This window comes from Streptomyces sp. G5(2025) (assembly GCF_049542075.1).
Classification (GTDB): Bacteria; Actinomycetota; Actinomycetes; order Streptomycetales; family Streptomycetaceae; genus Streptomyces.
This window is the reverse complement of the sequence record NZ_JBMUZT010000002.1, coordinates 1,457,973-1,477,950: the sequence shown is the minus strand read 5'-3', so window position 1 is coordinate 1,477,950 and position 19,978 is coordinate 1,457,973. Positions and strand designations below refer to the sequence as shown.

16 protein-coding genes are annotated in these 19,978 nt (G+C 73.6%); 5 read left to right on the top strand and 11 right to left on the bottom strand.

Translation table 11 applies throughout. From position 1 onward, the window contains the following. Window positions 1-175: 175 nt before the first annotated feature. Genes rbsD through ACOBQB_RS06975 form a run of 5 tightly spaced genes read right to left on the bottom strand, consistent with a single transcriptional unit; the run spans window position 176 to window position 6,126 of the window. Window positions 176-565: a D-ribose pyranase gene (gene rbsD / locus ACOBQB_RS06995; RefSeq protein ID WP_423589630.1), complete on the bottom strand. Its 390-nt coding sequence runs from the start codon at window positions 563-565 to the stop codon at window positions 176-178. Next, window positions 562-1,515, bottom strand: a complete 954-nt coding sequence (locus ACOBQB_RS06990; protein WP_423589629.1) for a ribokinase — start codon at window positions 1,513-1,515, stop codon at window positions 562-564. Before ACOBQB_RS06990 ends, rbsD begins: the two co-directional genes overlap by 4 nt. Window positions 1,516-1,555: 40 nt before the next feature. Beyond that, a complete protein-coding gene (locus ACOBQB_RS06985; RefSeq protein WP_423589628.1) occupies window positions 1,556-3,511 on the bottom strand; it encodes a substrate-binding domain-containing protein in 1,956 nt (651 codons plus the stop codon). Beyond that, window positions 3,501-5,060 (bottom strand): sugar ABC transporter ATP-binding protein, encoded by a 1,560-nt coding sequence (locus tag ACOBQB_RS06980; protein WP_423589627.1) that lies wholly within the window; start codon window positions 5,058-5,060, stop codon window positions 3,501-3,503. Before ACOBQB_RS06980 ends, ACOBQB_RS06985 begins: the two co-directional genes overlap by 11 nt. Beyond that, window positions 5,053-6,126: a LacI family DNA-binding transcriptional regulator gene (locus ACOBQB_RS06975; protein ID WP_423589626.1), complete on the bottom strand. Its 1,074-nt coding sequence runs from the start codon at window positions 6,124-6,126 to the stop codon at window positions 5,053-5,055. The genes ACOBQB_RS06980 and ACOBQB_RS06975 overlap by 8 nt, the downstream gene beginning before the upstream one ends. 172 nt (window positions 6,127-6,298) lie before the next feature. On the opposite strand from ACOBQB_RS06975, the gene ACOBQB_RS06970 reads away from it, so the two are divergent. After that, window positions 6,299-6,886, top strand: coding sequence for a GNAT family N-acetyltransferase (locus tag ACOBQB_RS06970; RefSeq protein WP_423589624.1), 588 nt, complete (start codon window positions 6,299-6,301; stop codon window positions 6,884-6,886). 18 nt (window positions 6,887-6,904) lie between these two features. Here the strand turns inward: ACOBQB_RS06970 and ACOBQB_RS06965 are convergent, their stop codons facing one another. The 3 genes from ACOBQB_RS06965 to ACOBQB_RS06955 form a co-directional block, all read right to left on the bottom strand. After that, window positions 6,905-8,173 (bottom strand): DUF1266 domain-containing protein, encoded by a 1,269-nt coding sequence (locus tag ACOBQB_RS06965; RefSeq protein ID WP_423589623.1) that lies wholly within the window; start codon window positions 8,171-8,173, stop codon window positions 6,905-6,907. An 82-nt stretch (window positions 8,174-8,255) separates the two neighbouring features. After that, window positions 8,256-9,569: a cytochrome P450 gene (locus ACOBQB_RS06960; RefSeq protein ID WP_423589621.1), complete on the bottom strand. Its 1,314-nt coding sequence runs from the start codon at window positions 9,567-9,569 to the stop codon at window positions 8,256-8,258. Continuing rightward, the gene (locus tag ACOBQB_RS06955; RefSeq protein ID WP_423590458.1) at window positions 9,566-10,360 is read right to left on the bottom strand and encodes an alpha/beta fold hydrolase; all 795 of its coding nucleotides are present in this window, start codon (window positions 10,358-10,360) and stop codon (window positions 9,566-9,568) included. Before ACOBQB_RS06955 ends, ACOBQB_RS06960 begins: the two co-directional genes overlap by 4 nt. 159 nt (window positions 10,361-10,519) lie before the next feature. Here ACOBQB_RS06955 and ACOBQB_RS06950 point away from each other — a divergent pair, with 159 nt between their 5' ends. From ACOBQB_RS06950 to ACOBQB_RS06935, 4 genes are all read left to right on the top strand, one after another. Further along, a complete protein-coding gene (locus ACOBQB_RS06950) occupies window positions 10,520-12,925 on the top strand; it encodes a GTPase-associated protein 1-related protein (RefSeq protein ID WP_423589620.1) in 2,406 nt (801 codons plus the stop codon). A gap of 131 nt (window positions 12,926-13,056) precedes the next feature. After that, window positions 13,057-13,716: a vWA domain-containing protein gene (locus ACOBQB_RS06945; RefSeq protein ID WP_423590456.1), complete on the top strand. Its 660-nt coding sequence runs from the start codon at window positions 13,057-13,059 to the stop codon at window positions 13,714-13,716. Next, the gene (locus ACOBQB_RS06940) at window positions 13,713-14,642 is read left to right on the top strand and encodes a protein phosphatase 2C domain-containing protein (protein WP_423589618.1); all 930 of its coding nucleotides are present in this window, start codon (window positions 13,713-13,715) and stop codon (window positions 14,640-14,642) included. The genes ACOBQB_RS06945 and ACOBQB_RS06940 overlap by 4 nt, the downstream gene beginning before the upstream one ends. 34 nt (window positions 14,643-14,676) lie before the next feature. Then, complete coding sequence (locus ACOBQB_RS06935; protein ID WP_423589617.1) at window positions 14,677-16,026, top strand: protein kinase domain-containing protein; 1,350 nt, start codon at window positions 14,677-14,679, stop codon at window positions 16,024-16,026. A gap of 27 nt (window positions 16,027-16,053) precedes the next feature. Here ACOBQB_RS06935 and ACOBQB_RS06930 read toward each other — a convergent pair whose 3' ends face one another. From ACOBQB_RS06930 to ACOBQB_RS06920, 3 genes are read right to left on the bottom strand one after another with little or no spacing between them, the layout of a single operon-like run. After that, on the bottom strand, window positions 16,054-18,171 hold the full coding sequence (locus ACOBQB_RS06930) for a hypothetical protein (protein WP_423589615.1): 2,118 nt from the start codon (window positions 18,169-18,171) through the stop codon (window positions 16,054-16,056). 3 nt (window positions 18,172-18,174) lie between these two features. Further along, window positions 18,175-18,666 (bottom strand): hypothetical protein, encoded by a 492-nt coding sequence (locus ACOBQB_RS06925; RefSeq protein ID WP_423589613.1) that lies wholly within the window; start codon window positions 18,664-18,666, stop codon window positions 18,175-18,177. Next, window positions 18,663-19,958 carry a hypothetical protein gene (locus tag ACOBQB_RS06920; RefSeq protein ID WP_423589611.1) on the bottom strand — a complete coding sequence of 432 codons (1,296 nt, stop codon included), beginning with the start codon at window positions 19,956-19,958 and terminating at the stop codon, window positions 18,663-18,665. The genes ACOBQB_RS06925 and ACOBQB_RS06920 overlap by 4 nt, the downstream gene beginning before the upstream one ends. Window positions 19,959-19,978: the final 20 nt, after the last annotated feature.

The window sequence follows — 19,978 nt, the reverse complement described above, 5'->3', positions numbered from 1 at the left end:
ACGGAACGTACGAAACGCCCCGCGACGCGGGTGCCGCGGGGCGCCTTTGGAGCTGTGCGTTGCCTGATGTTGAGGGCGCGACGATCTCCCGTCAAGAGAGGAAACCGGTCAGAATACGGTCAGTGGTGTTCGTATAGCGGACGACTCTTCGGCCTCCGCTCGATGTCGGCCGGCGTCAGAAGAAGACCCCGCAGCGCAGCAGCACATTCGCGTACGGGCGGGCCTCCCCGGTGCGGACCACGAGGCGGGCGCCCGCCGAGAGGCGCTTCACCTCCTCGTGGGCGACCAGCTCCAGCGCCGGCAGACTCTCGCGCAGCAGCAGCGCCGCGTCCGGGTTCGCCTCCCGGATCTCGCGCGCCGCCGTCCCGCCCTCCACCACCAGCTCGGCGAGCAGGCCGTCGAGCACCTCCGCGAAGGCGGGGACCCCGGCACGGAACGCCAGGTCCACCACGCGCGGGCCCGCCGGGATCGGCATGCCCGCGTCGCAGACCAGGACCGTGTCGCCGTGTCCCAACTCCGCGAGCGCGCCCGCGAGATGACGGTTGAGGATGCCCGACCTCTTCACGGGGACGGGACCTCCGGGACCTCCGGAGCGGCCGCGGGAAGCTCCGAAGCCGTCGGGTAAGAGGCCTGCGCGCCCTCGCGCGTCACCGCCGCCGCACCCACCCGCACCGCGTACGCGGCCGCCGTCGGCAGGTCCTCGCCGAGCCCGAGCCGCCAGCCCAGCGCCGCGGTGAAGGCGTCGCCCGCGCCGGTCGTGTCCACCGCGTCGACCTTCGGACTCGGCACCCGTACGACGTCGGAGCCGTCCGCGGTGAGCGCGCCCGCCGACCCCAGCGTGATCACGACGGACCGGGGGCCGAGCGCGAGCAGCCCCCGCGCCCACTCCTCCGGGGCGTCACCCGCGTCGTCACCGAGGATCACGCGGGCCTCGTGTTCGTTGACCACCAGCGGGTCGCAGGCGGCGAGGACCTCGGCGGGCAGCGGCGCCGGCGGCGACGGGTTGAGGACGAAGCGGGCGCCGGGCCGCAGCGCGCGGACCACCTCGGCGACCGTCTCCAGGGGGATCTCCAGCTGGCTGGAGACCACCCGCGCCGCCGCGAGCAGCCCGCCCGCCGCCCGGATGTCCTCGGGGGTGAGGCGGGCGTTGGCGCCGGGCGAGACCACGATGCTGTTGTCGCCCGACGGGTCGACCGTGATCAGCGCGACGCCGGTGGGCGCGCCGCCCACCAGGACACCGGCGGTGTCCACGCCGGCCGCGCGCTGCGCCTCCAGCAGGAGAGTGCCGTGGGCGTCGTCGCCGACCCGGGCGAGCAGCGCCGTGCGGGCGCCGAGCCGGGCCGCGGCGACGGCCTGGTTGCCGCCCTTGCCGCCGGGGTGGACGGCCAGGTCGGAGCCGAGGACCGTCTCGCCGGCCGCGGGGCGCCGCTCCACGCCGACCACCAGATCGGCGTTGGCGGAGCCCACGACAAGCAGCTCGTAGTCGGTGCTGTCAGCGGTGTCGGCGTCGTTCATGTGCTGTTCCCTGCTTTCGTACGGTGATGCTGCGAGGCGGTCAGGAGAAATCCTGCACGTTCTTCGACGTGACGACCTTCACCGGTACCTTCACCGTCTCCTGCACCTTCTTGCCCTGCGCCGCCCGCACCGCGTTCTCCACGGCGATCCGGCCCAGTTCCCTCGGCTGCTGCGCCACGGACGCGTACAGCGTGCCCGCCTCGACCGCCTTCAGCCCGTCGGGGGTGCCGTCGAAGCCCACCACCGGCACGGACGTGCCCGCCTTGGCGCCGAGCGCCTTGACGGCGCCGAGCGCCATCTCGTCGTTCTCGGCGAAGACGCCGTTCACGCCCTTGTGGGACTGGAGGAGGTTCGTCATGACGTCCAGGCCCTTGGTGCGGTCGAAGTCCGCGGGCTGCTTGGCGACGACGTCGATCCCTGGGTACGCCTTGATGCCCTCGGCGAAGCCCTGCCCGCGCTCGCGGCTCGCGGAGGTACCCGGCGTGCCCTGGAGGACGACGACCTTGCCCTTGCCGCCCAGCTTCTCGGCGAGGGTCTTCGCCGCGAGCCTGCCGCCCGCCACGTTGTCGGAGGCGACGAGCGTGGCGGTCTCCGCCTTGTTCACCCCGCGGTCGGCGGCGACCACGGGGATGTCCTGCTTGTTGGCGCCGCGCACGGCCGGGCCCGCCGCGTCGGAGTCCACCGGATTGACGATGATGGACTTGACGCCCTCGCCGGTGAAGTTCTGGAGCTGGTTGCTCTGCTGGGAGGCGTCGTTCTGCGCGTCGGTGACGGTCAGGTCGATCCCCGCCTTCTCGGCCTCGGCCTGCGCGCCCTGCTTCATCTGCACGAAGAAGGGGTTGTTGAGGGTGGACAGCGACATGCCGACCTTCGTCGAGGTGCCCGAGGGACCCGAGTTGAAGAAGGAGACCGCGCCGATCACCGCCGCGCCGACCACGGCGGCCACCGCGTACTTCGCCGCCTGCGGCCCCTTGCCCCGCAGCCCGCCGGAAGCGCCCGAGGAGGCTCCGGGAGTCGCCCCGGCCCGCCTGCGCAGTGTATCCAGCAGAACCGCCAGCGCGATGACGACACCGATCACGACCTGCTGCCAGAAGGCCGACACGGAGAGGAGGTTGAGGCCGTTGCGCAGCACCGCGAGGATCAGCGCGCCGATGAGCGTCCCGGACGCCTTGCCGACGCCGCCCGCGAGGCTCGCGCCGCCGATGACGACCGCGGCGATGGCGTCGAGTTCGTACCCCTGCGCGGCCTGCGGCTGCGCGGAGACCAGACGGGAGGCGAGCACGATGCCCGCGACGGCCGCGAAGAGGCCGGAGAGCGCGTAGATGACGAGCTTCTGGCGCTTGACGCGCAGACCGGAGAGGCGGGCCGCCTCTTCGTTGCCGCCGATCGCGTACATGGAGCGGCCGATGAACGTCCGGCCGAGGACCAGAGCCGTCAGCAGGCCCATCACGACCATCACGACCACGGGGATCGGCAGCCAACCGCCCACCGTGTCTCCGAGATGCGAGACCGAGTCGGGGAACGGGATCGGGCTGCCCTGCGAGATCACCAGGGACAGGCCGCGGGCCACCGAGAGCATCGCGAGCGTCGCGATGAACGGCGGCAGCTTCCCGTACGAGACCAGCAGGCCGTTGACGAACCCGCACGCCATGCCCGTGCCGACGGCGAGGACGACCGCGAGCCAGACCGGCAGTCCCTCCGAAGTCGCCGACCAGGCGAGGACGGTGGCCGACAGCGCGGCCACCGAACCGACCGACAGGTCGATGCCGGCCGACACGATCACGAACGTCACGCCGAACGCCAGGATCGCCGTCACGGCGGCCTGCACGCCCACGTTGAGCAGGTTCTGCGTGGTGAGGAAGTCGCCGGAGAGCAGCGACATCGCCACGACCAGGACGATCAGGGCGCTCAGCGCGCCGTTGTCGAGCAGGACGCGGCGGAGCGTGGCCGTGCCACCCGTGCCGCCCGCGTCACGCTTCAGGGTTTCAGTGGCCACGGGAGCCCTCCGCTTCTTCATCTTCGTCGTTCCGTATGTCCGTTGGGGTATCCGCTGGGGCCGCCGCGCTGACGGCGAGCGCCATCACCGCGTCCTGGGTCGCCTCGTCGGCGGTGAGTTCACCGGCGATCCGGCCCTGCGCCATGACCAGGACCCGGTCGCTCATGCCGAGCACCTCGGGCAGGTCGCTGGAGATCATCAGGACGGCGTGCCCGGAGGCCGTCAGTTCGTTGATCAGCTGGTAGATCTCGACCTTCGCGCCCACGTCGATGCCGCGCGTCGGCTCGTCGAGGATCAGCACCTTGACATCCGCCAGAAGCCACTTGCCGATGACGATCTTCTGCTGGTTGCCGCCGGAGAGCGTGCGCACGTGCTGGCCGAGCCCGGCCATGCGCACCTTCAGCTGCTCGGCGATCCGGGCGGCGTCCCTCGCCTGGCCCTTGCGGTCCACGAGCCCGGCCCGGGTCGCCGACCGCAGCGTGACCAGGCCGAGGTTCTCCCGCACCGACGCGTCGAGGACCAGGCCCTGGCCCTTGCGGTCCTCCGGTACGAGGCCGATGCCCGCGCCCATCGCGGCGTTCACGTCATGCCGGGGCAGGCGCTCACCGCGTACGCCCACGCTGCCCGCGTCGTACGGATCCGCACCGAAGACCGCGCGCGCCACCTCGGTGCGGCCCGCACCGACGAGCCCCGCGAGCCCGACGACCTCACCGGCCCGCACCTCGAAGCTGACGTCGTGGAAGACCCCGTCCCGGGTGAGCCCCTCGACGGACAGCAACGGCGGCCCGGCGTCCGGGCGTCGGCGCGGATACTGCTGCTCGATGCTGCGCCCCACCATGAGCCGGACGAGCTCCTCCTCCGGGGTGGAGGCGGGCACCTGGTCGACGCTGCGGCCGTCCCGCAGGACGGTGACGCGGTCGCCGAGCGCGGCGATCTCTTCGAGGTGGTGGGTGATGAAGACGATGCCGGCACCGTCCTCGCGCAGCGCGCGCACGATGGCGAAGAGCTTCTCGACCTCCTCGGAGGTGAGGACGGCGGTCGGCTCGTCCATGATGAGCACGCGCGCGTCCAGGCTCAGCGCCTTGGCGATCTCGACCATCTGGAGCCGTGCGATGCCCAGTTCGCGCACCTTGGCGCGCGGCGACACCTGCACGCCGACCCGCTTCAGCAGCTCCTCGGCGTCGGCCTCCATCCTCTTGCGGTCGACCATCCCGAAGCGGCGCGGCTGCCGCCCCAGGAAGATGTTCTCGGCGACCGTCAGATCCGGTACGAGGTTGAACTCCTGGTAGATGGTGGCGATCCCGAGCCGCTCGGCGTCCTGCGCGCCATGGATGCGTACGTCCTCGCCGTCCACGACGATGCGACCGCTGTCGGGGCGGTAGGCCCCGGAGAGCATCTTGATGAGGGTGCTCTTGCCCGCCCCGTTCTCACCGAGCAGGACGTGCACCTCACCGCGGCGCAGATCGAAGTCGACGGAGTCGAGAGCGACGACACCGGGGAACGTCTTGCGGATGCCTTCGATGCGCAGCAACTCGCTCTGGTCACTCACGGTTGCTCCTTCGGGGTCGTACGGAGGTGTTCTCGCCGGTGTCCTCGTCGCCGCGCTCATCGGTGTTCTCGCCGCAGGAACGCCGGACGACGAGGCGGGCGGGCAGGGTCACGGATCGCGGGCTCCTGCCCTCGATCCGGTCGATCAAGGCGTGCACGGCGGCCCTGCCCAGGTCACCCGTCGGCTGGGCGATCGCGGTGACGGGCGGGTCGGTGTGCACGAACCACGGGATGTCGTCGAAGGCCGCGAGCCCGATGTCGCGCGGGACCCGCAGGCCGTGCGCGCGGATGGCGTCGAGGGCACCGAGCGCCATGAGGTTGTCGGCGGCGAAGACGACGTCGGGCGGCTCGGGCAGGGCGAGGAAGCGCTCGGTGGCACGGCGCCCGCTGGCGGCCTGGAAGTCGCCCTGGCCGATGTAGGCGTCGGGCAGGGCGATGCCGTGCTCGCGCAGGGCGTCGCGGAAGGCCTCGACGCGTTCGCTGCCGGTCGTCGTGGCGGCCGGGCCCGCGATGATGGCGAGCCTGCGGTGGCCGAGGCCGTGCAGATGGGCGACCAGGTCCCGGACGGCCTGGCGCCCGTCGGAGCGGACGACGGGGACGTCCACGCCGGGGATCCACCGGTCCACGAAGACCATCGGGGTGCCGGCGCGCACCGCGTCCAGCATCAGCGGGGAGCCGCCGTCGGTGGGGGAGACCAGCAGCCCGTCGATCCGCCGGTCCAGGAGGGTCCGTACGTGGTGGTCCTGGAGTTCGGGCCGCTCGTCCGCGTTGCCGATGATCACGCTGTAGCCGAGCGCGCGGGCCGCCTCCTCGACGGAGCGGGCCAGCTCGGTGAAGTACGGGTTGAGCACGTCGCTGATGACCAGGCCGAGGGTGCGCGTCTGGTCGGTGCGCAGGGAGCGGGCGACGGCGTTCGGGCGGTACCCGAGCGCCTCGACGGCCGCGATCACGCGGGCGCGGGCCGCGGGGCTGACCGAGGGGTGGCTGTTCAGCACCCGCGACACGGTGGCGACGGACACGCCGGCCTCGGCCGCGACGTCCTTGATGCTCACCGAGCTTGAGGCCATCGTCGGTCCACCTCCTTGTGGAATCGATTACACAGAGGATTGGAAACGATTACACGCGGCGGTGGCAAGAGCGGAGAGGGAGCTCAGGGGCGAGTGAGATCCGATCGTGATGAACGCGGGCCCGGCTCTTATTGGATTGCCGCGGGTCGGCCGCGTCGGATAGGAATCCCCCATGCTGAAGGGCGACAAGATCGGGCTCAGGGCCCGCCACGAGGACGACATACCGGTTCTGCGGACCGAGCTCTACGACGACGTGGTCATCGGCTCGCGGGCCGATGGCGCGCCGTGGCGGCCGATCACGCCCGGCTCGAAGGACCCGCGCCTCGTCGTGGACGACAAGGAGGAGGGGCGCGTCCCGTTCTCCGTGGTGGAACTGGAGGGCGGCACGCTCGTCGGCACCGCGACACTGTGGGGCATCGACAACCACCACCGCTCGGCCCACATCGGCCTCGGGCTCCTGCCGTCCGCGCGCGGCAAGGGGTACGGCGCGGACGTGGTCGCGGTGCTGTGCCACTACGGCTTCGTCGTGCGCGGCATGCGGCGGCTCCAGATAGAGACGCTGGCGGACAACACCGCGATGCTGCGCGCCGCCGAGCGCAACGGCTTCGTACGCGAGGGTGTGCTGCGCTCCTCGGCCTGGGTGCTCGGCGAGTTCCTCGACGAGGTGCTGCTCGGGCTCCTCGCCGAGGAGTGGAAGCCGTCCCTGGAGGGCTGGACCGCCGGCCGGCACGCGGCGGACCGGACCGCCCCGCTCAGCTGAACGGTCCCGTCACCCCGCTCACACGAAGGGCACGGTCAGCCAAGGGCTGTCCGGGTCCGTGGTCAGCGCGCGGTGGGCGTGCAGGACGTCCGTGTACCAGGAGCCGAAGGACTCCTCGTCGAAGTGGAGGCAGCGGCCCAGGACGTACCCCGCCGAGAACTCCTCCCACGACCCGTACGCCGCCTGCGCGGCCCGCGACGTCCGCTCGACGGCGGCGCGCAGCTCCGCCTCGGTCGCGTACCGCGCGCCCCGTCCCCAGCGGGCCATCTTGGAGGCGCGGCCGATGTCCCAGGCCGCGACGGTGTGCACGAAGCCGTCCGGCGGCAGGAGTTCGTCGGCGCGGAAACGGGCCTCGTACCGCAGGATCTTCCCGACCAGGCCGCGCATGGCCGCCACGAAGTCGTCCAGCTCCGGGTCGGCGCCCGGCCGGTGCGGGGTGTCGGGGCCGCCGGTCTCCACGACGCGGTTGCGCAGGGTGACCTCGACGCACTCCCGCCACCGCTCCGGGTCGAGCCGGGGGCTGACCTCGGCGATCACCGCGAGGCGGGCGCCGAGGACGAAGTCCCAGTACCAGGGGGAGACTTCACGGCTCAGCAGCCGTTCCTGGGTGGCGAGCCACTCCTCGCGGCTGTGGACGCCCCAGGACTCGGCCAGGCGGCCCACCTCGTTGTGATGGCCCGCGCCGTGCCAGTCGAGGGTGTTCCACGGGTCGCCGTTGGCGAAGCACAGGTGCGCGCCGCAGGCCAGGCCGTGCAGCAGCGGGCCCGGCCCGGGCGCCCCGGTGCGGCGCGTCTCGATGCGGTCGCCGGGGCCGCCGTCCCGGTGGTGGCGCTCGTGCAGGTCGGCCCAGACCTGCCGCTCCTCGTCGGTGGTCAGGTAGTACTGCTCGCAGGGCGTCGCCGCGTTGATCACCAGGATGTCGACGTCGTCCGGGCAGCCCTCGGCGAGCGCGCCGAGCGTGACGAACTCGTAGACGACGGCGGGGTGCGGACGCGGCAGCAGCCCGGCGGTGTACACCTGCGCCGCCTTGCGGCCGTCCGGCAGGTCGACGGTGAGCAGCGGGCTCGCGTCCGCGTCCGAGTCCTTCTCGTGCAGCGCCACCGGCCGGTACAGGCCCTCCACGGCGACGGCCCGCAGATACGTGTACGCGTCGTCGGCCTCGCAGAGCTCGTACAGATGCTCTTCGAGGTCGGCGGGGGCCTGCCAGCGGCTGCCGTCCTCCGGAGCGGGCACGAAGGGGAAGATCTCGTCGTGGAACTCGTCCTCGTCCTCGGCTGCCGCGTGCATCGTCGTTACTCCGGTCTCGGGTCCGCGTCCCGGATGCGCGTCCGGGCGCAGCCGAATCGATCTTGGTGGTATCGCACGCACCTTACGCGGGGACCTCCAGCCGCAGCGACTTCAGGCCGTTGATGAAGTGCGAGACCAACCGCCGGGGCGGCGCCGCGAGCCGCAGTACGGGCAGCGCGCGGGCCACTTCCTCGTAGCACACCCGCAGTTGGAGCCGGGCGAAGTGCGCGCCCGGGCAGACGTGCGGCCCCTCGCCGAACGCCACCTGGGGGTTGGGCGAACGGGCCAGGTCGAGGCGGTGCGGGTCGGCGAAGACCCGCTCGTCGTGGTGGGCCGAGGCGTGGAAGACGACGACCTTGTCGCCGGCCGCCACCCGCACCCCCGCCAGCTCCGTGTCACGGGCCGCCGTGCGCCGGAAACTGAGCACCGGCGGGTGCACGCGCAGCAGTTCGTCCACGGCCGTGGCGAGGCCGACCGTGCCGTGACGCAGCCGTTCGTACTCACGGGGACTCTCGGCGAGCGCGAGCAGCCCGCCCGGAGCGGCCGAGCGCACGGTGTCGTTGCCCGCCACGGTGAGCAGGAAGAAGAACATCTCCCGCTCGGCTGTGGTGAGTTCGGCGTCCGTGGCGAGCGTCGTCAGGATGTCGTCGGCCGGATGGTCGCGCTTGTACGCGGCCAGCGTCCGCGCGTAGTCGAACATGTCGCGCAGCATCGCGGGCGAGCGCGGATTGACGGGAGCGGTGGCACCGCCGAGCCCGCGGGCCGAAGGAGCCGCCTCGGCCCCCTGGGCGGTCTCAGCCGCCTCATCAGGATCCTGATAGCCGATGACACGCCGCGTCCAGTGCAGCAGGAGCCCGCGGTCGTCCGGCGGGACGCCGAGCAGATCGGCGAGGTTCAGCAGAGCGTAGTCGTCGGTGACGGCGGTGACGACGTCGAAGGTGCCGTCCCCGGCACGCGCCCGCTCCACGCCCCCGGCCAGCAGGACGCGCGCCCGCTCACGCGCCCGCGCCTCGAACCGCGCGACCCGCTTCGGCGTGAAGGCCCGGCTGACCAGCCTACGCAACCGCCCATGGCCCGGCGGGTCCTGATTGAGCATCATGCGCCGGATGAACGGCAGGTCGTCCGGGTCGGGATCACGGATCTGGGTGGCCCCGAGATACGAGGAGAAGGTGGCCGCGTCCTTCAGGACCCGCACGACGTCGGCGTGCCGGGTCACCGCCCAGAACCCCGGACCCGCCGGCCAGCCCAGCAGGCCGGGCTCCTCCTGCCAGGCCACCGGGTGGTGGTCGCGCAGCACGCGATACCGCTCGTGGGGGACCCCGGCCGCGTACAGGCGAGGGTCGAAGACGTCGGGGACCGGGACCGGCGGCGTGGTCGTTCCCTCAGGCGGACTCACGCGCCGGAACCTTCCGGGCTTCCGCTGTCGGCCCGCAGGAAGTCCTCCACCGCACGGATGAGTGCGAGCGGCACCTCGTCCATCGCGTAGTGCCCCGCCCCGGGCAGCTCGGCCACCTCCCCCCGCGGGTACGCGCGCAGCCACGTGCCCCGCATCAGATCGGCCGAGAGCGCCGGGTCGAGCGCGCCGGTGACGGCGAGCGCGGGCACGGGCGATCCCTCGACCTCGGCGTGGAAGTCCTCGCCCGCCCAGGAGTCCAGCCAGGCGCGGAACGCCTTGGCGTCGCTGACCGCGAGCGAGCGGCCGACCATGCGGTCCAGCCAGGCGCGGGGGCGCACACCACCCGTGGTGAAGTCGATGATGGCGCGCCGGTTCTCCGGGATGTGCGCGGCGGAGGCGAACAGCTCCCCCTGCTCGGGCGGCAGCCGCAGCCCCGAGGCGGGCACGGGCGACACGCCCACGAGACGGCGCACCCGGTGCGGGGCGGCAGCCAGGACGCGCTGGGCGACACTGCCGCCCATCGAGTGGCCGACCAGCGAGAACCGCTCCCACCCGAGCCGGTCGGCGAGGTCGAGGACGTCGGCCGCGCCCTCACCCGTCGTGTACGCGCCGACCGCTTCCTTGGCCTCGCCGTAGCCGCGCAGGTCCACCACCGCGTACTGGAACGACTCCGTGTCGAGATCCGCGAGCACCGGATCGTACGCCGACCGGTCGGCGAACCAGCCGTGGACCGCGATCACCTTGTGCGGGCCTTCGCCGAGCAGGGTGCGGGGGAGCAGGAAGGAGGCCACATCGACTCCGATCGCCGGCAGGTCCGGTCGGCGCCGGCCCGCGACCACGGTGACCGCAACCACCCGGCCGCGCAAGGGCGCGCGGGCCGAGCCGGGAGTGTCCGGGGTGAACTTGGCGGACGGCCTGCGGCACGGCGCCACGGTTGGTCAGAATGTGGCATGGCCATCCGCCGCCTCAGCTACCGGCTCGTCCAGGAGCCGGACACCGGAGCCGTCCGTCCGATCCCCGCCGAGCGGCGGGAGCCAGAACAGGAACAGATACGGGAGTTCAGCGCCGCCGTCGAGCGGATCATCGGAGCGGGCTCCGAGCTGAGCTACAGCCTGTTGCCGGACGGCGGCCGCCTCCTGTGCGCGGCGCTGCCGGGACAGCGCGTGGAGGCGCTGCACCTGGGCGCCGACACCCCGGGACCCGGGCCCGCGTGGCCGATCGACGCCTGGCGCTCCGCCGCCTGGGAGCCGGACGCCGGGCAGACGCTCGCCGCCGGGTTCGTCGAGTCCGAACTGCCTGTGTCCGAGGCGCACTTCGACCGCGAGCGCCTCGTGCGTTTCGCCCGGACGCACGCGGACCGCGTCGCGCCCTTCCTCACTGATGTGCGCCGTCTCTTCGACGACCCCGCGGGCCGCCAGATCGTCCTCGTCGAGGAAGACCCCGAGACCGTGGCCCACTGGATCGCCCTCGCCTGCGCCTCGCTGCCCGAGGCCTACGTCCCCGCGCTGACGTTCACCACCTGGACCACCGACCCGCACGGCGCCCCGCACCAGATCATCGGGACCGGCCCGGCCGCCGGGCTCGACCGCACCGACGACGCGACCGTCACGTATCTGTACCGCGTACACGACGGCACCGGCGGCCCCCAGAGCCCGCCCGCCGCATCCGACGCCTGGGCCCAGCTCACAGCCGAGCGGTGGATCTCCGGGAATCCGCCGCGCCCCACGCCCGGCGCGGCGGCACACGCCGACGACGCCTTCGCGCTGCTTCCGCTCATCTCCGGAGGCAAGGGGGCGGGGGCAGGAGCAGAGGCCGGTCGCGAGGGCGCGGCGGGTGCCCCCTCGGGCGCCGACCTCGCGGGACTCGGCGGCGACTGCCTGCGCGCGGTCTTCGAGGACCTCACCCGGTCCGTGGCGCGGGGTGAGGCCGACTCCCGTACCCTCGACGCGCTCGGACGGCTCTGCCGAGACCTTGCGGGCGAACAGGCCCAAGCCGCGCGGCCGTTGGCGCTCGCCCTGGTCAAGCACCACCTCGACGCCCCTCGCGCCCGCGACGCGCTGCCCGACCTGACCGCCTTCGAAGGGCTCCCGCTCGGCGAGGAAGGCTGGCGGCAGCTGCGCGCGGAGTACGGCGACCGCGCCGACGACGCCCTGCGCCGCAGGCTGCGCGGCCCCATCCCCACCTGGACCGAGCCACTGCGGCTCGCCCTCGCCGTGGGCGCCGACGGCGGCCCCGGACTCGCTGAGGCCATGGACCGGCTCGCGAGCAGCCTGCTCCGCCCCGACCGGCGCGACTGCGCGCACGCCGTACGGGTCCTCGAAGAGGTCGGCCATCCCCCCCTCACCCACCAGGTGCTGAGCCTGATCCTCGTGGACTTCACCGACCGCAAGCTCGACCGCCTGCGGGAACTGGCATGCTCCCCGCAGGGCGACTGGCTGCGGCGGCACATCGACGACGCCCCGCCCGCCTTCCGCTACGCCGAGGCCGCCGCCCGCTGGTCCGGTCCCCCGGACCACCTGCGCGGGGCGGAACTCTTCGAGCGGCTCACCGAACTCGTGCCCGGCCGACGGATCAAGGACGTCACGACGCTGCGGCTGCTGTGGCACATCGTGTGGCGCAACACCCCGCCGGACCGCGCCGAGCAGCCCTGGATCGCCCGCACCTGCACGCCCCGCCTGATCGTCGAGGCCGACCTCGGCCGCCGCATCACCGGCTGGCTCAGCGACCCGGACCGCTGCGACCCCGAACTGGTCGCCTTCGCCCGCGACATGCGCGACGACGGCTTGCTCGGCGCCTTCGAGCGCCACACCGCCGACCTGCTCGTGACGGCCCAGGACCTCGCCGACGGCCGCCTCGGCGTCGACCGGTTCTCGCTCAAGCGCCTTGAAGAGCTGTTCCGCAGGGTCGCACCGAAGAGCCCGGTCCTGCGGCAGGGCATCGGGGAGCGGACGGGCCGCGCCCTCGCCCGGGCGAACCCCCTGGACGTGTGGGACCCCCACGGGCTGCGGCTCCTGTTCACCGCCGGACCCGAATTGCTGGGCACCTACCGCGCGTACTTCCTCGACGAGGGCACCCGGGACCGGCTCTCGCGTGAACTGCCGCACCAGCCGGCCGAGGTGGCCGCGTACTTCCATGTCTGGCGGCCACGGCACCGGCACGGCGTCAGCGACGACTGGCGCAGGACCGCCGCGGAACTGCTCGACGAGGTCCTCGCGCCCGTCCTCGCGCACCTGGACGACCACCACCTCGGCCGCGTGGCCACCGTCTTCCAGCGCAAGGGACAGGACCTGCGCGAGGGCCAGGACCTCCAGGAATGGACGGCGTGGCGCCACCGGATCAAGCAGCGGGACGAGTGACCGCTTCCGGGCACGTTTCGGGCAAGGCGGCCGAGGGGCCGCGCACATGCACCCTGCACGCTCCACAGGAAAGGACCAGCGTGAGCGACACCAGCGAGACCGTCGTCGTCGACAACTTCCCCGGCGGCAGCATGGCCAGCCGCCCCGTGCACTTCATCTGGATGCTCGACTGCTCGGGCTCCATGGGCGTGAACGGCAAGATCGGCGAGCTGAACTTCGCCATCCGTGAGGCCATCCCCGACATGCAGCAGGCCGCCCAGTCCAACCCCGCCGCCTCCCTGCTCGTGCGGGCCATCACCTTCGCCAGCGGGGCGAGCTGGCACGTCAGCGAGCCCACCCCGGTCGACCGGTTCGCCTGGGAGGACGTCCACATCTACGGCGGCACGGACATGGGCGCCGCGTTCAAACTGGCGGCCGGCGCGCTCCAGACCCCGCCCATGCCGCAGCGTGCCCTGCCGCCGGTCCTCGCGCTCGCCTCCGACGGGCAGCCCACCGACGACTGGCGCGCCGGGCTGCGCGCCATCGACGCCACCCCGTGGGGCAAGCGGGCCGTGCGCGTCGCCGTGGCCATCGGCGACGACGCCGACAAGAGCATGCTCAAGGAGTTCCTCGGCAACCCCGAACTGGAGCCGCTCCAGGCGAAGAACCCCCGCCAGCTCGCCGCGGCCATCCGCTGGATGTCCACCGCGGTCGTCAAGGACGCCTCCACACCGAAGGTCGACGACGGCGCGAAGCCCCACGTGCCGATCGACGTCCCGTCGATGACCAAGGGCGAAGACGACATCTGGTGACCGGACCGCAGACGGCGACCGGACCGGAACCGGTGACCGGCGCCCAGACGCCTGCCGCACCCTGGGCGCTGCTCAGCGGTGCGGTCAAAGGAGTGGCGAAGAAGTACAGCCAGGACCGCAGCGCCGCCCTGCCCGTCGCCGGGGGCCGCGCGGTCGTCCTCGCGGTCGCCGACGGGCACGGCAGCGCCGCGCACTTCCGCAGCGACCTCGGGGCGCTCTGGGCCGTCGAGGAGTTCACCGCGTGCGCGCGGCCCTTCGCGTACGAGGCCGTCCGCGTCGGTGGCGACGCCACGGGGTGGACCGCGCTGCGTGAGGAGGCGCGCCGCCTGCCGCAGCAGGTCGGCCACCGCTGGCACGAACGGGCCCTGTTGCACGACCGCAACGCACCCGCGCACGGCGCCCGTTCACTGACGGCGGGGCGCGGGGCCACGGCGCGCGACCGCGAGGGGCCCCCGGACCTCGCCGCTTACGGCAGCACCCTCATAGGTGCCGTCCTCACCGAACACATGGTGTTCTGCTGGCAGTTGGGCGACGGGGACATCGTGCTCGTCGACGACGCCGGGGCCCCGCACACCCCGCTCTCCACCGGCCCCGACATGGGCGACGAGACCGACTCGCTCTGCGAGCCCGAGCCGTGGCGCAAGACGCGCTCGCACTGGCAGCCGTTCACGGGTGGCGTCCCGCCATGCGTACTGCTCTCCACCGACGGACTCTCCAAGAGCTTCGCCGACCACCAGGGGTTCCTGGACTTCGCCACCGGCGTCGGCGACCGCGCCGCCCGGCACGGCGTGGCGGCCGTCCAGGAACAGCTCCCGGACTGGCTGGCGCGCGCCGCCACCTACTCCGGGGACGACACGACCCTCGTGGGCGCCGTCACGGCGCCCTCATGGACCCCACAGACCCCACAGCACAGCCACGAGACGTGAGGCCGCGAAGGCCTCGCGGGCAGAGAGGAACAGCATGGTGAACGGCATGCTCGCCGCCGGAAAGACCCTGGTGGCCGAGTCGGGGGAGAAGCTGAAGGTCGCCGAGCTCTTCGGCTCCGGCGGCCAGGGCGAGGTCTACCGCGTGACGACACCCACCGGCGACCAGGCGGTGAAGTGGTACTACCCCCAGCTGGCCGACGCCCGCCAGCGGGAGATCCTCGAAGGGCTCATCGCCAAGGGCTGGGACGACCCCCGCTTCCTGTGGCCCCGCTCCCTCGTGATGGACCCCGAGGGCAAGCAGCCCGGCTTCGGGTACGTCATGGACGTACGCCCCGCACGCTTCTGCGACCTGCCCGCGCTGTTCCGCCGCGACCCCTCGGTGTCCGCGGCGACCATGCGCACCCTGGTCACCGTGGCGCTGCACACCGTCGAGGCCTACCGCGCCCTGCACTCCCGCGGCATCGCCTACCGCGACATCAACTGGGGCAACATCTTCTTCGACCCGCGCACCGGCGACGTCCTGATCTGCGACAACGACAACGCCGTCGTGGAGGGTGCCGAGGCCGGTGTCGCGGGCACGATGGACTTCATGGCACCCGAGCTGGTCCGCGGCGACCAGGGCAGACAGCCCGGCACCCAGAGCGACCTGCACTCCCTGGCCGTGCTGCTCTTCCTGCTCCTGATGAACGACCACCCCTTCAACGGCGCCCTCGCGCTGAACATCCGCTGCATGGACGAGGCCGCCAAACGGCGGCTGTACGGAACCGACCCGGTCTTCGTCTACGACCCGTCCGACACCCGCAACCGCCCCGTGCCCGGCGAGCAGCCGACCGTCGTCGCGACATGGGGCGCGCTGCCGAAGATCCTGCGCGACCTCTTCATCGACACGTTCACGAAGGGGCTGCGCAACCCGGCGGTGCGGGTGCGCGAGACGGTGTGGCGCGACGCGCTCAGCCAGGTCCTCGACGCCATCACCCAGTGCGGCGTCTGCGGCAAGCAGAACCTCACCCAGCCCGACGGCGCGCCGCCCGAGTGCTGGAAGTGCCGCACCACCCTCACTCTGCCACCCCGCCTCGAACTGACCACCGGTGCCGGCGCGCTGCGCACCCGCCGCGGTATCCGGCTCGCCCCGAGCGCCCGCGTCTTCGCCCACCACCTGCGCGACGACCCCGACCGGCACGATTTCACGGCCGTGGTCGGCGAGGTCACCGAACACCCGCAGCAGCGCGGCCGGTTCGGCCTCACCAACCGTACGAAGACCGTGTGGACGGCGCGCAAGGAGGACGGGACGGTACGCGACGTGGAGCCGGGCAAGACGATCGCGCTGCGGTCCGGGCTGCTCATCGAGTTCGGCGGCGGCACGGAGGCCGTGGTCAAGGAGTGACCCCGGGCGCCCCGCGCCCCCGCCGCCTCACGGTCGTTGCTGCCGCCAACGCCCCCACCACCCCCGCCACCAAGGCGCCGCGGGCGGCAGCGGAGGCGGCGGAGGCGGCGGGGGTGCCGCGGGCAGTACCGCGCGGGCCGGCGCCGTGTCGATGGCCACGGCGTCGGGGCGCGGCAGCGGCACCGCGGTGACCGCGCACTCCTCGGCGGAGACCGGGATCTCCACCCGCCCAACGAGCAGCGCGCTGCGCGGCACCCGGCGCTCCCCGCCCCGCGTCCCGTCGCTCCACGCCACCCGGACCAGGACCGCCGGCTCGGGCCACGCGAACCGTACCTCGGCCCGGTCGGCGCCCAGCCGTCGTACCGTCAGATCAGCGATGGCCGCCGGGTGTTCGATGACGACGCTCGGCCCGGACACGGCCCGCTCACCGAGCACGCTCACCGCGGTCACGCGGACGCGCCGCTCGGGCGGCGGGACCAGCTCCGCGCACGACTCGGCGCCGACCGAGGTCGCGGGGATGCGGTCCACCGCCCCCACGAGGTCCGACACGTCCGTGCCCGGTGCCACCGGCCCCGCCGTCCAGGGCAGCAGCATCCCGTCACCGACCGCGGGCGGCCGCCAGGCGATGGTCACCCGCCCGCCGTCCGGGTGCCGCCGCACCGTCAGCTCCTCCACCGGTGAGGGCCACCGCTCGGCGCGCACGTCGAGCGTGACGCCACGGGACCACACGAGGTCGCCGGCCGGATCGCGGTAGCCGCAGCGCACCTCGTACGTGTACGTCCCCGGGGCGAGCGGCGTGTCGAGCAGCCGGTCGTGGGCGCAGTCCACGCGCACCAGCGACCGCCCGCCCCAGCCCGTGGCGTCGTCGGCGGCGCCCGAACGCGTCACCCGCACCTCGGCCGCCACCGGGTCGGGCCGCCAGCGCAGCCGTACGCCGCCCGGCACCACGGCGGCGCGCAGCTCCGTCACGACGGGCGTGAGCAGCACCGGGCGGGTGACGCGCGGCACCCCGGCGACGCGGCCCTGCGACCGCAGCGGGAAGACGGCGTAGCGCAGCGGGCGGCCCACGGGGGCGTCGGCGTCGACGCCGCACGGTCCCGTCCCGCCCGCCGCCGTCTCGACCGCCAGGTGCGGGGCGCCGTCGGGGAAGCGCAGGACGCGGTAGGTGACGCCGTCGGCCGGGCGCTGCGGCGGGCGCCAGGACAGCCGTACCTCCCGGTCGTCGGCCGTGGCGCTCACCACGGCCTCCGCCGGGGCGAAGGGGTCGTCGGCCAGCAGCGCGGCCACCCGCAGCAGGCCCGCCTGGGCGTCGGCGTCGTCCCTGGCCAGACGGAGCGCGCCCAGCCAGGCCCTGGCGGACGCGCGCAGGGCGCCGGTAGCCTCCGACTCCGCGGCCTCGGCGGTGAGCCGGCCCACTTCCGCGGCTCGCGCGCGCACGGAGCCGACGAGCGCGGCCAGACGGTGGTCGTCCGGCCCGTCCAGGTAGACCGAGGCGCTCGGCAGCCGCGCCACGACCCGCTCCGCCTCGCGCAGCCGTTCCCCCGGCCAGACGTCGGCGAGGGTCTCCGCGGCGTGTCGTGCGGGCCCCGGCCCGGGGAACCCGGCGGCCACCGCGGCGGCGAGCTGCGCCGCCTCGCCGCGGTGCACGCCGAGCGCGACGGCCTCGGCGGCTCCCGGCGCGCCGCCGCCCCGGGAGCCGCCTTCGGTGAGGAGGCAGCACACCTCCCACAGGACGATGCGGCGCAGGCCCATCGCGTCCTCCATCAGGACCGTCGCGAGGACGGCCAGCAGAGCCGCGGCCCGGGGGGCGCGCGGATCCGGCGAGCTCTGCCAGCGTGCCATCGCCTCATGGACGTACGGCTGGTCGACGCGCCGCCAGCTGCCGCCGCGGCCGGGGAACCAGAGCCCGTCCAGGACCCGGAAGCCGTCGTCCGTGTCGGCCCTCGGGAGCGTGCCGAAGAGGGCGTCCGCCGCGGGCGCGGCCGCCGGGGCCCGCAGCACGTCCGCCGCGTGCCGGAAGCCTTCCTCGCGCAGGGCCTCGCGCAGCGCGACGTACCCCCGCATCCCGGGAGTGCGGGGCAGGGCGGGCAGCGGCGGGCGGGCGCCGCTCGCCCTCGGGTGTTCGCCGGGGCGCAGGACGGCCATGGCTCAGCCGCCCGGCGCCGTGTAGAAGTACACCCGGACCTCGGCGGTCCCGGGCCGTTCGCCGAGGTTGTGGAAGTCGTCCGTCGCCGTCTTCTTGGTGAACATGTCCGGGCGGCCCTTGCCGAGCAGGCCGTTGACGCGGTGGGCGTAGGCCGTGCCGTTCGGGCCGCCGCCGAAGGTCAGCACGAGTGCGGCCGTGCGGCCCGACCACTTGCGGGTGCTCTTCGCGATCTGCGAGACGAGGTCGCCCTTGTCCCTGCCCGACACCTTGAACTCCTCGGGGTGGCGGTCCACGGAGCGGGGCCCTGTCGGGGTGGGGGAGGGGGAACCGCTTTTCGACGGCGAGGGCTTGGGGCGGTCGTCGGCCTGCGGGTCCGGGCGGTCGGCCATCGACACCAGCGCGAGTACGAGCAGCAGGTCGGCGAAGAGCCATCCCGCCAGGGCGACCACGCCGAGCCGCCCGCCGCGCCCGCGCCCCGGCCGCCCTCGGGTCACGCGGAGCCTCCGTCCCGGGGAGCGGGCGGCGGGGATACGGCACCGCGGCCCTCGGTGGGTGTGCCGTTGCGGTGACCGTTCCCGGTGTACGGGCCGCCGGGGGCCGGTGCGGGGGCCGGGCCCGGGGCCGCGGCCGGGGAGAACGCGAGGGAGGGCAGCGCCCCCGCGAGGGTGTCCATGCGGGCGTCGAGGCGGGCCGCCGCGTCCTGCCAGTGGGCGGCCGCCGCGTCCCACCGCTCCGTGGCCTCGCGCATGCCGTCCACGGCGTCGCCCGTGCGGCCGGTGCTCGTCACCAGAGCCTGCGAGGCCGCTTCCGTCGCCCGCGCCACCGACTCCGACTTCGCGACGAGTGACTGCTGCGCGGCGACCAGGGCCTTCAGGGACGCCTGGACCGTGTCGCCGGCTGCCTTGACGTGGTCGGCGATCCCGCGGGCCGCGAGCGCGTTGGCCCGGCCCGCCTTGGCGGTCGCCGCCGTACCGTCGCGCAGGGCAGTGTTGATGCGGTCCGCCACGGCGCCGAGCCTCGGCACTTCGTTGGTGAGGGACAGTGCCGCGCTCTTCAGCTCGTCGGTGGCCTGTCCCACGGACGTCATCGCGCCGCTGAGCGCGTTGTGGCTCCGCTCGGCCTTCGTCGCGAGGGCGCCCATCTCCGTGGCGGCCTTCGTCAGCTCGGCGGTGAACTGCTGCGGGGAGGCGCTGCGGTGCGGTGCGAGCAGCATCTGCGTACGCGTGAGCACCGACGCCAGCTCGGCGAGCAACCGCTCCTTCTCGGCCTCCCGTGCCGCGTCGTCGCGCTCCGCCCGTGCCCGCACGCGCGCGTGCCACACCGACAGGCCCACGAGCAGGGCGATGAGCAGGACGGCCATCAAGGCCACGTTCTCGAACCGTCCGAGCGGCGACAGGTGTCCGCCGAAGCCCGACTGCCACAGCTGGAGAAAGGGTCGCGTCGCCTGCTTGCGGTTCTCCTCGGCCAGTTCGCTGTACGCCCGCACGGCCTCCCGCAGGCCGAACCAGGTGATCAGGAGCGGGATGAAGACGAGGATCCCGAGCACCGCCTCCAGGAGGCGGTCGCGGCGCCCCGACGTCTGTTCCGGCGGTGTCCGCACGCTCTCCGGGCGTACGTATGTCTGTACGAGGTCGAGCTCCGCCCAGCTGTCGAGCCGGGTCATCGAGCCCAGGTCCCGGTGCAGGGCGGTCAGTTCGGCGCCGCGCGGCTCCAGGGCCGGCAGGGCAGCAAGCCGCCGCAACTCCTTGATGATCAAGGCTTTGTCGAGCAGTTGTGCGGGCGTCAAGCGGGTTCCTCCCTGGCGTG